Here is a 13,813-nt window from a genome sequence, read left to right as displayed (position 1 = left end):
GCGGCCGCCCGTCAGAGCAGCATGACGGGGATGACCACGATCTTCATGAACTGCGCCACCACGATGGTAGAGGTATAGCCGGTGAGGATGCGCGAATCCGAGCTGGCTCCCGTGGCGTAATTGACCACCGCGGGCTGGCCAAAGAGGCCGGAAATTCCGCCGGAGGTGCGGGTTTCGGATTGCCCCATAAAGCGGCTGGCCACCGCGAAAATCCCGATGATGATTACGGCGATGATCGCGGCCAGCACCATGGATTTCAGCCCCATCCAAGAGAAAGCGGTGGACACAAAGGCCTCGCCGGAGGACAGGCCCACCGAGGCTAAGAAGATGGCAAGGCCCCACTGCTGGAATGCCGTATTGATCGGGGAGGGAATCTGCCACGGAATGCGGCTGGTGCGGTGCAGGGCGCCGAGGACTAGGCCGGTGATGAGTGGGCCCAGCGCGAACCCGAGCTCGAAGGACGCGCCACCGGGCAGCGGGACGACGATGAGGGAAATGAGGTAGCCGATGGTCAGCCCACCGCCGAGTGCTACCCAGTTAAGCTGCGAGTATGCGGTCACGGAATCGCCGAAGTAATCGCGGACATCGCCCAAGCGGTCGTGTTTGACCACGATCTCAAGGTCATCGCCGGATTCAAGGTGGGTTTCATTGGTGGCAAGGAATTCCTCATCGCCGCGGCGCACCCGCACGATACGCGCGCCGTAGCGCGAAAAGAGGTTGAGCTCCTTGACCTTGCGGCCCTCGATGTCCTCGTTGGAAATGGCCACGGTCTCATTGACCAGGCGCTTATCCACAAACGGGGTTTGGGGCTGGCGCTTTCCCAGGGCATCGGTAAGCTCCTTGGCCTTTGCCTTGGTCACCAAAATGCGCAGGACATCGCCGCAGTGCAACTCCGGGTTATCGCCCGGCACGTCGATATCGCGGCCGCGGCGGATGATGGCGATGACGAAATGATCTGCGAATTTCTCGCGCAGCTCGGCATAGGAAATATCGCGGGTGACCTTAATCGTCCGCGAGCGGAAAATCTTTTCCGCCGAATGATCTTGGTCCTTCTGCGCTGGCCAGCTATGCCGCAGGACGAATGCCACGAGGAGGATGGCCACGGCGACGCCAACCGGATAGGCCAAGGAGTATCCCACTGCGGGCAGCTCCTCGCCGGATTGCTGCTGGGCCACGGCTAGGGACGCCGTGGACGTCGTCGCACCGGAAAATACGCCGGTCACCGCCAGCGGCGATAGCCCCATGAGGCTGCCGATGCCCAGCGCCGCGGCCGCCGCGGCGATTACCGCCACCGTGGCGAGCAACATGTGCTTTAGCTGGGTAGAAAAGCCCTTGAAGAAAGCCTCGCCGGCAGAGAGCCCTTGCATATAGATAAAGAGGCCCAAGCCCAGCTCCTGCAAGGAGCTGAGGATATTGTCATCTAGATCAATAAAGGATCCGAAGGCTAAGCCAACAAAAAGGGTACCCGCCGCACCGAAGCGCAGCGGGCCAAAGGGAATCATGCCAAATAGCGTGCCGAGCACGATCATGAAGAAAATGCTCAGCCAAATATGTCCATCAAAAATCGCTAACACGCTGTGCAATCTTAGGAGCTTGGCGCGATTTAGCTAGCTGAGAAGGCTTGGCGCCTTGCACCGAATACCGCCATTAGTGCAGCGCACGCGATTATTCCCCCTAATGCTGTCAAGAATCAGGAGGGCGATCTCACACCACCGACTAGAGGTGAGCTAGTCCAGCAGGAATTCTTTCCACTTTGGCCACTCGGCATGGGTTTGTGCCTTGCCTGCCTGGTAATTCGCACGCAGCTTATCCACGTTGCGCTCGGTGGAGGTCACCTGCATGTCTTCTGGGAAAAACAGCTGCGCCTTTCCTTGGCGCTCTAGCTCGAGGAGCCGGTCCTTGGCCGCGTTATAAATGGGTGGGCGGCCAATGAGGGCATCGGCAATAGCGGGGTACTTGCGGAAGATGCGGCGGGTGATCGTCGGGCGCGCCACCTCGGGGCGGACATACCCGCGCGGCTTGGAGCCGATGAAGAGGAATTTCTCGTAGCCGGCTTCTTCAGCCTGCTCGATGGTAATGCCGCCGGACGAGCCCAAGGCGCCATCCACATAGGGCGAGCCATCGATGATGCGGATCGGCATAAGCAGCGGCAGCGTGGACGAGGCACGCACCCGCACGTACAAGTCTTCTGGTTCCTTCACATCCTCGCGGGTCCAATACACGGATTCGCCGGTATCGGCCCGCGCGGCAGCGAGCACCATATCCGCTGGGTGCTTGCGGTAGGCGTCCCAGTCAAAGGGCATATCCTTATCCGCGGAGCGCTCATAGATATATTCCGCATTGAAATAGCCATTGCCGCGCACCAGCGATCCCACGCCACCGAAGCTGGGGTTATTGACAAAATCCGTGAAGGATTCCTCCGCGCGCTTGGCATCGTGCGAGAGGTAATTGACCGTGTGGGAGGCGCCAGCAGATACCCCGCCTACCCATCCAAAGGTGACGTTTTCATGGATGAGTTTGACTATGCAGGCGGCGGTATAGGAATTGCGCATTCCGCCGCCTTCGATCACAAGGGCGGTGTTGCTGGCATCAATCATGGTCTCCCATAATACGCGCGGCGATGTTACGGCGGTCAACCCCGCCGCCTGGCTGCGCGGCTAGACTTAATGGCTATGGGATTATTGGACGCTCTTGCCAAGCTCACCGGGAACGGGGCGCCGCAGTTGGCGCGGCCCGATTCTGCGGCGACCACCGTGCAGGTGGACCGGCTGGATATTAGGACCGCCGGCCAGCTCATCATCATTATCACCGGCCAGCAGGGCGCGCGGGCACTTGCTGAGCTCGCCGCCTCGCGCGAGTCCGCGACCCTCATCTCCCCCACCACCACGGCGCATTTTCCCGCCGTGAAGAAGGATGTGTTGCCGGTCAAAGACCCCAAGCACGGCTGGATCATCCCCATCACGCCAACGCTGGCGAGCGCGCTTTCCCAGGCCGAGCTTGCGGGTGCTCCGCTTGCCGATGCCCCCGCTTCCAGCGAGTACGAGCTATCCCCCAGCCTCGCGGTGGTGGTGGAATAATGCCCATCTATTCCTTTCAAGGCAAGCGCCCGCGCATCCACCGCAGCGCCTGGATCGCACCAAATGCCACCATCATTGGTGACGTGGAAATCGGCCCGGATTCTTCCGTGTTTTATGGCTGCGTGCTGCGCGGTGATGTCGGCCCCATCCGTATTGGCAGCCGGTGCAATATTCAAGACAATAGCGTTGTCCACGTGGAGCGGGACGCGCCGTGCGTCCTTGAAGACGATGTCACGGTAGGCCACATGGCCATGCTCCACGGCACCCATGTGGGCGCTGGCAGCCTGGTGGGCATGTCCGCTACCCTGCTGTCTCGCTCCACCATTGGGCCCGGTTCGCTCATCGCCGCCGGCGCGCTGGTGCGCGAGGGCGCAGATATCCCGGCGCGTTCCTTGGCCGCCGGTGTCCCGGCCACCGTGCGCCGCGAGCTTTCCGCCGAGCAATCCGCGGCGTTTATCCCGCACGCCGCGCGCTACGTGGACATAGCTAAGCAGCAATCCGGCACCGAACTGACGCTGGATGATGTTTACTTTGACTAGCGCATCCTTATAGGTTCACGACACCCATGATGATGAGGAAGGCGGCGACGACATAGCCGCTGATGAGCGCGACCCGCGTGCTGTTTTCGCGCGCCGCCGCAAAGACTCGGCCCGCAGCTGAGTCTGGGTGGGCGCGCACCACGGCAATGAAGAGTCCGCACACCACCGGCAGGGAAAGCGCCAGGGTGGCGTACCACAGCAGGCCGCCGTATTGGGCGGCGAGCGACAGATCCTCGGTGGCCAAGAACATGAGGCCGAAATAAAACGGCACGGAGGTCAGCGATTGAACTACGCCCATCACAAACCCGATAAGCACGGTGACGAAAGAGGGCGTGCGCAGCGGCTGCAGCATGCGCCCGATCAAGGCATTGGGTTTTCCTTGGGAATGCCAGGCGGCGAAGGCCAGGGCGATACCGACGATGATGAGGATGCCGCCGGCAATCGGTGACTCCAAGATGGCCGCGATCTGCTCGCGCACGCCCAACAGGACGAAAATGACCACGGCAGCGGCGGTAAGAACTCCCAACCAATCGCCCAGGATGACCAGGCCTGCGATCCAGCGGTACTTCCCGCGCGGGAGCATGATGCCGATGGCCACGAGGATGCCAATGAGCAAGGCATTGACCGAATCCAAGAGGGCGAAACTTACCGCGTGAATCATGCGCGATAGTCTACCTATCCTTCGCGCCACCCTGTGCTCCCTGGCCGCGCGTGGGTTATAGGTCACTCTAAAGAGCTACTATGCCTACCTGCACCTTACTTTGCACCATTTCCGCAAGATTGCATAAACTATGCAAGGTTTCAGAAGCAGCGTCCACTCTCTCACTCGTAAAGGAGATCGCCCATGTCCAGATTCCTCTACCGACTGGGAAGCTGGTCATACCGCACGGTATGGCCCTTCCTTGCCTTCTGGCTCATCGTCTTGGTAGCGATGGTTGGCCTCACCGCCGGCTTTGCCAAGACCCCGAATCCCAACTTCGCCATGCCGGAGATGGACTCCACCACCACTCAAGAAGAGATGATGGAGCACTTCGATCAAGACACCGATGCTATGAGCGCCCCAGAGGGCACCGTGGTCATCCAGGCACCTGAGGGCAAGGAGCTGAGCGATGATGCCGTTGCCGGGGACATCGACAAGCTGCTCCAAGACCTCAAAGACACCGGTGCACTGAAGAACGAGGATGAGCTGGTCAGCCCGGTGCTCGCCGCTGCCGGCATGGAAAAGCAGATGGGCGAGCAGATGCGGGCCCAGGGCATGCCCGAAGAACAGGTTGCGAAGAACCTGCAGCAGCTGTCCCCGCTGAGCGAGGATAAGACCACCGGCACCGTCACCATCGCCTTCGATGCCAAAGACGTCATGGACATCAATGATGACGATATGGCTGCGGTAACGGATGTCCTGCACGAGCATGACGGCGACGGCCTTTCCGTTAAGTACCAGGGCAATGCTTTCGCGATGGCCGAGGCCGGCATGAACGGCAGCGCCGAGCTCATCGGCATGGTGGTTGCCGCCATCGTGCTGCTGGTGACCTTCGGCTCCTTCATCGCGGCCGGCATGCCGCTGATTTCCGCGGTTATCGGCGTGGGGATCGGCATCTTCGGCGTGCAGCTGGCCACCGTCTTTACCGATACCGTCTCCGATATGACCCCGACGCTGGCCTCCATGATCGGCCTGGCCGTGGGCATCGACTATGCCCTATTCATTGTCAACCGCTTCCGAAATGAGCTCATCACCTCCTCCGGCCTGAATAACTTGACGCCCAAGGAACTGGCCAAGGAGCTGAAGAAGATGGATAAGGGAACCCGCGCCCACGCCATGGGCATGGCGCTGGGCACCGCCGGCGGCTCCGTCGTCTTTGCCGGTACCACCGTGGTCATCGCCCTAGCAGCCCTGACCATTATCGGCATCCCGTTCCTATCCACCATGGCTATCGCCGCTGCGGGCACCGTGGTCATCGCCGTGCTAGTGGCCAATACCTTTATCCCCGCCGTGCTGGGCTTGCTGGGCACCAAGATCTTCGCCGGGCGCGTGCCCGGCCCCAAGGTTCCAGACCCCGAAGACGAGAAGCCAACCATGGGGCTGCGCTGGGTCCGCCGCGTGCGCGCTCACCCGTGGCTGCACCTAGGCGTAGGCGTTATCGTGCTTGCCATCCTGGCCATCCCGTTTGCGAATATGCGCCTGGCCATGCCCACCGATGGCTCCGCCAAACCTGGCACCCCACAGCGCGAGGCCTACGAGATGTCCGAGGAGGCCTTTGGTCCAGGCCGCAATGCCCCGATGATCGCCTTTGTCAATGTGGAAGACGTCTCCGAACAAGACCGCATGCCGGCCTTCCAGGATCTGCTCCACAAGTTCAACGACACCGAAGGCGTGGAAAACGCCCAAATCATCCAAACCACGGACAATGGCGATGCCGCCCAGATCATGATCACGCCGACCACCGGCGCAACCGATGAGAAAACCACCGAAACCTTGGAGCGCCTGCGCGAGTACCAGGGCGAGTTTTCTAAGGACGGCGGCTCCTACGGCATTACCGGCATCACCCCGATCTTTGACGATATTTCTGAGCGCCTGAGTAGCGTGCTCGTGCCGTATGTTGCCATCGTCTTGGGCCTTGCCTTCATTGTCTTGATGCTGGTATTCCGCTCCATTTGGGTTCCACTCATTGCGGCCGCGGGCTACGGGCTTTCCGTAGCCGCCACCTTCGGCATCACCGTTGGCATCTGGCAAGAGGGCATGTTCGGCCTCGTCAACGACCCGCAGCCGCTGCTATCCGTCCTGCCCATCATGCTCATCGGCCTGACCTTTGGCCTGGCCATGGACTACCAGGTCTTCCTGGTCACCCGCATGCGCGAGGGCTACGTCAGCGGCAAGACCGCCGCCAACGCGACCTCGAATGGCTTTAAGCACGGCGCGCGCGTGGTGACGGCCGCAGCGCTCATCATGATCTCGGTCTTCGCAGCCTTCATCTTGATGGACGAGCCATTCATCAAGACCATGGGCTTTGCCCTGGCAATGGGCGTGCTTATCGATGCCTTCGTTATCCGCATGATGGTCATCCCCGCCACCATGTTCCTCTTGGGAGACAAGGCGTGGTGGTTCCCTAAGTGGTTGAATAATATCGTGCCTAATATGGATATCGAGGGCGAGGCCCTGCACAAGGAGCGCGAGACACTCATGCGTTTTCAGCACGACAAGGTAAGAAAGGTTCATCGTGACTAGTTTGCGCGAATCCAAGAAGCGAGCAACGCGCCAAGCCATGTCTGATGCCGCGGCCCGCCTCGCCTTGGACGGCGGCGCTGAGGCAGTCACGGTTTCAGGTATCACCAGCGCCGTCGGGGTCTCCCCGCGCACGTTCCACAATTATTTTTCTTCCGTGGCGGATTCTCTCTTGCACTACACCGCGGATGTCCTCGAGGCATTCGCAGAAGATATTCCCACCGCATTTCCCGGCGAGCCCATCTCTTCGGTCTTGGAATTAACGCTCATTGATGCCCTGGACAATGAATACATGGAGCTGCGCTCGCTGCACAGCCTGTTCAAGATCGGCGAGGCGATGGAAAACCTCAGCCACACCGCCGAGGAAAAGAAGAAATTCGATAGCGTGACACACCGTGTCATCGTTGCCTTTCAAGATCGCTACCCCGAATATTCGGCCTTTGAGCTCACCATCATCTTGAACGCGTGTGGCAGCACCGGCAATGCCTGCCAACAAGAGCTGAAAAGGCGCTGCGAAAAGGGCAAGACACCCAGCAAACGGGAACGCGACGAGCTGGTCCACCACGCCTTTGCCACCCTGCGCGAGCTCGTATGAGGTTTCAGTATCCTCGTAGGTAATTATGGATACTTCAAATTCGCTTGCCCAGGCCACCCGTGACGCCTGCTTTATTCAGGCGGGCCTTGATGCCGCCTTCCGGGCCCGCCTGGGCGATACCACCGATGTGGAATTTAATTTCCTCACCCCCTCAACGGATTCCGAGGGGCACCTCAACCACAATCAGTCCGTGGAGATCCGCTGCAGCTCGCCCTCCGGCGTCAAAGACTTCCGGGGCACGCGCATCGCCGTCATCGATTGCGCCGGCTCGCCTACCTGGCGGTGGGCGATGCAGGCAGAGGCTGACCTGCCACAGGGCGGGGATGACCCGGCGAAGTTTATCCCCCTCGCCCGCCTCCTGGCCGGCAATGCCCCGGTGCTGCGTGCGTGGCAAGGCGATCATGAGGCGATCATTGCCGTGGATTTTCACCCTCGCCTCGACTTTCCCACCAGCATTGCCGCGGGGCTTCGCCGCAGTTCGCCGGACATCGATGAGCAGCGCGCGGTGCACGAACTCGCCCACCACTTGGGCATTACGCTCGCGGAATCTGCCGCGGATGCTGCTACGGAGACCGCCGAGCATTTCTCCGATGGAACGACGCTGCATTTTTCTAGCGCACTAGGCGCGCCGCAGATCACGGCCATCGAGCCGGGCATGAAGGATACCCGCATCATCGAGGATGCCTTTTATTACGGTATGGAGCACCAGATGTACTTCCAGGGCAATTTCCCCGAGTCCACGGTGCACCTCAATGCGGACGAGGCTACGGCGGAAATCCGCTATTCTGGCGGGAAATCCGAGGCCATGGCGGTACTTATCGCCACCATTTCGGAGGAACAATTCCTGTGGGCGTGGGCCGATCCCGCGGTCAAGGACACCGCGGCCGCGCAGGCCGCCGCGAACCTGTACCGCTTCGGCATCGATCACCAAGTCCCAGCCTTGATCAGGCCCGCGCTGCCCTTGGACTACGCGCGCGCCCGGCAGGTACCGCAACTAGCCCTGCCCATCCTGGGCATGTGGACGTTGGTGGGCACCACGCTTGCCGATGGCCGCGTCGGCCTCGTCCTCCTCGATTCCGAAGCCCTGCATTTACCGCAACCTACCTCCGCGGCCACGGAGGCCACGCTGGCGGCTACCCCACCCCGAGAGATCAATGAGGCGCAGGCCCGATCGGCCTACGCCTCTTTCCGCGGGATTAGCCTTTAGCTAATACGTCACGGATAGCGTCTACATCCACCTCCGCGACGCTTGCGGGGTTAAATGCCGCGTCATTGGATTTATCCACCAATACCGCGCGCACGCCATCGGAAAAGTCATCGCGGCGATACATATAAGCGCCGAGTTTCTTTTCCAGCTCGAGGGCATCGCGAATGCTCGAGCACTGCGCCTCTGCCCGGTAGAGCTCCAGCGCGGCCACGATGGAGGTTGGGCAGGCCTGCGCGGTGAGCTTTTCTACCAGCTCCTTTAGTTCCGGGTATTCCTCTGCGGCCGCGGTGATGTCTTGCCAGGAATCGTGGCGGAAGCTAGCCTCGATTCCCCCGATGAGCTCCGCAAGTGGGGCCTCGTCTTCCGGCTGCACGGAGTGCTGTTCCAGCGCGGCATCAATACCTTTGTCAATGACGTCGTTGGCAAAGGCATCGCCGTCTTTGACGTAGTCCGTGGCCAGCCCGCTCCATACGAGGTCTGCGGCGTACATGCGGTAGCCGGTAATGCCCCAGAACTTCGCGAGCTCTGGCGAAGCCTTGCCGCGCGTGCCCACGGCATTTTGGGAGGCATAGGCCATGCCCACATCCGTGACGTAGCCGATATTCATCTCCGGCATGGAGGCGAAGGTCTTATCCGTGACCACGCAGTGCGAGCCGTGCGCGGACACACCCAGCCCGCCGCCCATAGCGATGCCATCGACCAGCGCGATGACCGGCTTGGGGTATTCCGCAATATCCCCGTTGAGGGTGTATTCCGAGGCAAAGAAGTCATCCACCTCGTCGTAGTTGCCGTCGACGATGCCATCGCGGGCCAGGCGGACATCGCCGCCCGCGCAATAGGCCTTGGGGTTGGTAGAGGTCAAAAGGACCTGCTCTACCTCGTCATCGGCGCGCCACTTATCCAAGGCAGCGGCGATGAGATCGATCATTTCTGGGCTCAGGGAGTTGAGAGCCTTTGGGCGGTTGAGCTCAATGACTCCGGTATGGTTGCGGATTGAGGACACGATAGGTGCATCATTAGTCATATCCTCTATTGTGACACACAACTCATGTACCTAGCTACCGTTTGCGACTTCACAGATAGGTCTTAATCTTGCTTCCACAGCTTATCGCCCTAGACATGGACGGCACCCTACTCGATGGAAACGGCGACTTGCCGCCAGGATTCGCGGCGACCAGCGAGCGCGCAACCGAGCTTGGCATCACCCTCGTTCCGGCATCGGGGCGCCAGCTCGCCACCCTGCAAGAGATGTTTCCCCATGAAGAGACCTTTATTGCAGAAAATGGCTCCGTGGTTGTGCACAATAACGAGCTGCTGAGCACCACGCCCCTGCCGTCATCGGCCGTCCACGCTGCGGTAACCGCGCTCAACGCGGTAGCCCAACCCCACACCGTGGTGCTGTGCACGCCGGCTACGGCGTTTGTGGAAAGGGGCATCGACAAGCAAGCCTCCGCCGAGATCTCTAAATACTATAAATCCATCATCTGGGTGGATGACTTGCACGATCCGCTCGATGAAGAAATTATCAAAATCGCGGCCTTCTGTGCCGATGGTAGCGAGAAACACCTCCACGATCCGCTGCGCGAGGCTGTGCCCGAACACAATATTGCGGTATCTGGGGCGGTGTGGCTCGATGTGATGGCGGCCGGGGTCAATAAGGGCGTGGCGCTAGAAACCATGGCGTCGCTGCTAGGTATCCCCCAATCCCGCACCGCGGCGTTTGGAGACTTCCTCAACGATTTCGAACTACTCCAGGCCGCTGGAACCGCCATTGCGATGGACAATGCGCACCCTAAACTCAAGGCCATCGCAGATACCATCGCGCCGCCCAATACCGAGTATGGGGTGCTGACAGTGCTTAATCAGCTTTTTGCCAGCGAACAGGACTAGACTCTTTTCTTTCACCATCTATCCGTTAAATTTTGCCAATTTCCCGCGCCACGCCGTGCTCTCTACTTTGAGTAATGGCACTGCTCGCGGTCTAAAATTGGCCGATTAGTACATTTTCGTAGTGCAATGGGAGTTCATGTGAATCGTTTTCTGCGCTCGCTGCTGGGGAAGAAAGATTCCGAGCGTAATGAGGCCACGCCGCCGCCGACGCGGCAAAAAGATGGGCCTACAGGTGATTCCTCCACTGAGGCTTCCACGCCTAAATCCACCGCACCCGCCGAACCGAATGCGGAAAGCCACACTGATAAAGGCGCGCGGGAGCAACAACAGGCTCCCAGCTCGAGTGGGCAAAACAGCAAGTCAACACCACAGTCCAAAGGCAAACAGGACAGTAAGAAAGCTGCACAAACAAAGCCCACGGACATCGACCGTGGTCTCGCGCGCCAGTCGCGCCAGATAGGTACGCCCACGCCGCAACAAAAGCAGGCTACCCGCGCTCAAAATGCGAAGGCTGCCAAATCCGCTCCGACTAAGAGCACTACCCAAAACAAACAGAACGGTTCCGCGCAGAAAAAAGCCGAAGCGAAAAAGCGCCAACCGATAAAGCCAGCCACGGCCAAAGGATCTAAGAAACCGCAGCAACCCGCGGCCGAGACGAAGGAATTCCCAGCGAGCCCCGCCGGTACGTCCAGCAGTCCTAGTACTTCCCGCCCTAAAAACTCCGCTAGCGCATCCCAGTCTTCCGGTGCTACTCGGTCTTCCGACGCCGCTCGGCCTTCGGGTACGGCTAAGCCTTCTGGCCCTGCAAAGCCTGCCGATGATTCGGCGAACGCCGCACAGGGAACCCCTGAATTTCCCACCCAGCAGTCTTGGCCCGCCCAAAAGCCCAAGCAACACACGCCTGAGCAAGCTAAGCCCAAACAGCACAAGCCTGAACAGCGCGCATCTAGTCGCAAGCGACCAGAGCAACGCCAAACCGCACAAGAATCTGCCGCTGCCCAAGGGCCCGCCTCTGTCCAGGAGCCTGCCTCTGCGCAAGAACAGAAGACTGGGAACCCGGGTAGAGAAAAGACCGCACCCACGAGGGCCGCTCAGCCTCAGCGCATTCCTGCCGAAGAGAACGCGCGAGAACAACAGCCTGCAACCGATCACTCTGCAGAGAAGTCATCTTCGCAGGGCAAGCAGGGCGCCAATAAATCGAAATATTCCTTGCAGAATCAACAAAACGACTCTGAAGTACTCGCAATACCGCCAGAGGATAAAAACGTGCGCAAGAAGCGGCACGCGCGGCTACGCCAAGTCAAGGGCCTTGATGGCCTGCGCGGCCTAGCCGTTGTCGCTGTGGTCTTATACCACTTTTTCGGTGGCGCCCTACCCGGCGGCTACTTGGGCGTGGACATGTTCTTCGTCCTCTCCGGCTTCCTTATTACATCGCTCCTCGTGCGCGAATACCGCACGTCCGGGACGATTAGCCTGAAGGACTTTTGGGCCCGACGCTTTAGGCGCATCCTGCCGGCCGCCGTCGCCGTGCTCGTTTTCTGTACGGCAATCGTTGCGTGGATTGGCGGAGATTTGGCCGTCGGCCTGCGTCAGCAATTCTTCGGCACTCTGTTCTTTGTCAATAACTGGACACAGATTGCCACCTCGCAATCCTATTTTGCTGATAACGAGATACAGGTATTCGCCCACTACTGGTCACTCGCCGTAGAAGAGCAGTTCTACCTCATTTGGCCGCTGCTCATGCTGGGTTTTTTCCGCATCTCATCGCGCCAGCCGCGCCGCCTTCCAGTCGTGGTCGCGAGCGTGCTGGGGCTTGCCTCCTTCGCGGCCATGTGGTTTATCTTCACCCCAGGCGAAGATCCCACCCGCGTGTACTACGGCACGGATACCCACGCTTTCGGCCTGTTGACCGGTGCAGTCCTCTCCTTGTTGATGACCTCTACGAAGTCCGATCCCAACGCGGATTCCTGGGCCACCACCGGCAGGGTAGAAACCCGCGCCGCCGGCATCATTGGCTTCTTGGCACTTATCGGCTACGTTGCGCAACTATTCCTCATGCCTGACGATGCCGAATTTACCTACCGCGGCGGACTCTTCCTCACCAGCATCCTTGGTGCCCTCATGGTGTGGGGTGTCATTCACGAGTACGGCCCGATGACGCCGCTATTTAGGACCAAAGTCATGCGATGGTTCGGTCAGCGTTCCTTCTCGCTGTACCTCTGGCACTGGCCGGTCATCATGATTTTGCAGGCGCTATTCCACGGCAATCAGAACTCTGAGAATACTTGGATTCTGGGTCTTGTCGCCGTCCCCATCTCCCTGATCCTTTCGGAGATCTCTTATCAGTTCATCGAGAATCCTTTCCGCCGCGGCGGATACAAGAAGACGTGGAAGAACTACTGGGCCTCGCGCCCGAGCTTCAGCGAACTCAAGGATGGTTTTGGCAAGGCCATGTGGCCAGTGGTCCCATTCTTGGTTGTCGCCTCTCTGGTTGGTGTTGTCTACGGCGTGGTCAATTCCAGCGACAAGACCGAGTTGGAGCAGCAGCTCGACCAGCTCCAGCAGCAAAACGAAAGCAATAACCCACCTCCACCGGAGGCATCCGCGCCATCGACAGCATCGACTGAAGACGATAAAGACGGGGCGAAGGAAAAGGACGACGCCAAGACCCGCCCCATCCCGAAGGGAACGGACATTACCGCGATCGGTGATTCGGTGATGCTGGCGGCTAGTGATGCCCTCAGCCAACGGTTCCCTGGCATTTATATCGACGCCCAGGAATCCCGCCACTACACGGTGGGTATCCAAATCCTTCAGCAAATGAAGGATGCCGGTACGTTGCGCGATACCGTATTCTTGGGATTCGGTACCAACGGCGCCGCCCAGCCAAATCAAATCAGCCAGGCCATGGACATCATCGGCAAAGACCATACCGTGGTAATGGTGGTTCCCTACGGTGACCGCGAGTGGATGGCGCAGTCCCAGCAGGACGTCATCGACGCCGCCAAGGAATACGACAATGCCTATATCGCTGACTGGTGTGGCTACGCCGAAAATAATCCGGACATGCTCTACTCCGATGGCGTCCACCCGCTTCCCGAAGGCGCCACCGGCTATTCCGACGCCTTCTATGACGCTCTGAAGCAATATTCCAAATACGACAAGAGCGTGTCCTCACAATGCCAGGCTTAACGGAGAGCGCGGCGGTAGGCAGTTAGCGCATGTGCGTCGGCTTCCTACCTTGGCCCCACCCTCGCCCGCCCCTTCGCGCTCGCGGGGTGGTTC

The 13,813-nt window shown here is 59.9% G+C and carries 11 protein-coding genes; 7 read left to right on the top strand and 4 right to left on the bottom strand.

Features of this window, described 5'->3' with window-relative positions; translation table 11 throughout:
• Window positions 1-11: 11 nt before the first annotated feature.
• The gene (locus ABRP87_RS03970; RefSeq protein ID WP_349867815.1) at window positions 12-1,574 is read right to left on the bottom strand and encodes an aspartate-alanine antiporter-like transporter; all 1,563 of its coding nucleotides are present in this window, start codon (window positions 1,572-1,574) and stop codon (window positions 12-14) included.
• Window positions 1,575-1,727: 153 nt separating this feature from the next.
• A complete protein-coding gene (locus ABRP87_RS03965) occupies window positions 1,728-2,597 on the bottom strand; it encodes a patatin-like phospholipase family protein (protein WP_284796781.1) in 870 nt (289 codons plus the stop codon).
• Window positions 2,598-2,672: 75 nt separating this feature from the next.
• Here ABRP87_RS03965 and ABRP87_RS03960 point away from each other — a divergent pair, with 75 nt between their 5' ends.
• Both ABRP87_RS03960 and ABRP87_RS03955 read left to right on the top strand, forming a co-directional pair.
• On the top strand, window positions 2,673-3,077 hold the full coding sequence (locus ABRP87_RS03960) for a hypothetical protein (protein WP_349867814.1): 405 nt from the start codon (window positions 2,673-2,675) through the stop codon (window positions 3,075-3,077).
• A complete protein-coding gene (locus ABRP87_RS03955) occupies window positions 3,077-3,616 on the top strand; it encodes a gamma carbonic anhydrase family protein (RefSeq protein WP_349867813.1) in 540 nt (179 codons plus the stop codon). Before ABRP87_RS03960 ends, ABRP87_RS03955 begins: the two co-directional genes overlap by 1 nt.
• 7 nt (window positions 3,617-3,623) lie before the next feature.
• Here ABRP87_RS03955 and ABRP87_RS03950 read toward each other — a convergent pair whose 3' ends face one another.
• Window positions 3,624-4,277, bottom strand: a complete 654-nt coding sequence (locus ABRP87_RS03950) for a hypothetical protein (RefSeq protein WP_349867812.1) — start codon at window positions 4,275-4,277, stop codon at window positions 3,624-3,626.
• 183 nt (window positions 4,278-4,460) lie between these two features.
• On the opposite strand from ABRP87_RS03950, the gene ABRP87_RS03945 reads away from it, so the two are divergent.
• Genes ABRP87_RS03945 through ABRP87_RS03935 form a run of 3 tightly spaced genes read left to right on the top strand, consistent with a single transcriptional unit; the run spans window position 4,461 to window position 8,638 of the window.
• A complete protein-coding gene (locus tag ABRP87_RS03945; protein WP_349867811.1) occupies window positions 4,461-6,839 on the top strand; it encodes an MMPL family transporter in 2,379 nt (792 codons plus the stop codon).
• A complete protein-coding gene (locus ABRP87_RS03940; RefSeq protein ID WP_349867810.1) occupies window positions 6,832-7,431 on the top strand; it encodes a TetR/AcrR family transcriptional regulator in 600 nt (199 codons plus the stop codon). Before ABRP87_RS03945 ends, ABRP87_RS03940 begins: the two co-directional genes overlap by 8 nt.
• A gap of 25 nt (window positions 7,432-7,456) precedes the next feature.
• Window positions 7,457-8,638, top strand: coding sequence for a DUF6882 domain-containing protein (locus tag ABRP87_RS03935; RefSeq protein ID WP_349852462.1), 1,182 nt, complete (start codon window positions 7,457-7,459; stop codon window positions 8,636-8,638).
• Here the strand turns inward: ABRP87_RS03935 and ABRP87_RS03930 are convergent.
• Window positions 8,628-9,662: a 3-hydroxyisobutyryl-CoA hydrolase gene (locus ABRP87_RS03930; protein ID WP_349867809.1), complete on the bottom strand. Its 1,035-nt coding sequence runs from the start codon at window positions 9,660-9,662 to the stop codon at window positions 8,628-8,630. The genes ABRP87_RS03935 and ABRP87_RS03930 overlap by 11 nt on opposite strands.
• 68 nt (window positions 9,663-9,730) lie before the next feature.
• On the opposite strand from ABRP87_RS03930, the gene ABRP87_RS03925 reads away from it, so the two are divergent.
• Both ABRP87_RS03925 and ABRP87_RS03920 read left to right on the top strand, forming a co-directional pair.
• Complete coding sequence (locus tag ABRP87_RS03925) at window positions 9,731-10,528, top strand: HAD family hydrolase (RefSeq protein ID WP_349867808.1); 798 nt, start codon at window positions 9,731-9,733, stop codon at window positions 10,526-10,528.
• A gap of 138 nt (window positions 10,529-10,666) precedes the next feature.
• Window positions 10,667-13,720 (top strand): acyltransferase family protein, encoded by a 3,054-nt coding sequence (locus ABRP87_RS03920; RefSeq protein ID WP_349867807.1) that lies wholly within the window; start codon window positions 10,667-10,669, stop codon window positions 13,718-13,720.
• Window positions 13,721-13,813: the final 93 nt, after the last annotated feature.

Origin of the sequence: Corynebacterium sp. KPL2830, from assembly GCF_040225635.1 — a bacterium.
Lineage (GTDB): Bacteria > Actinomycetota > Actinomycetes > Mycobacteriales > Mycobacteriaceae > Corynebacterium.
The sequence above is the reverse complement of the archived record's forward strand: the minus strand, read 5'-3'. Positions and strand labels throughout refer to the sequence as shown.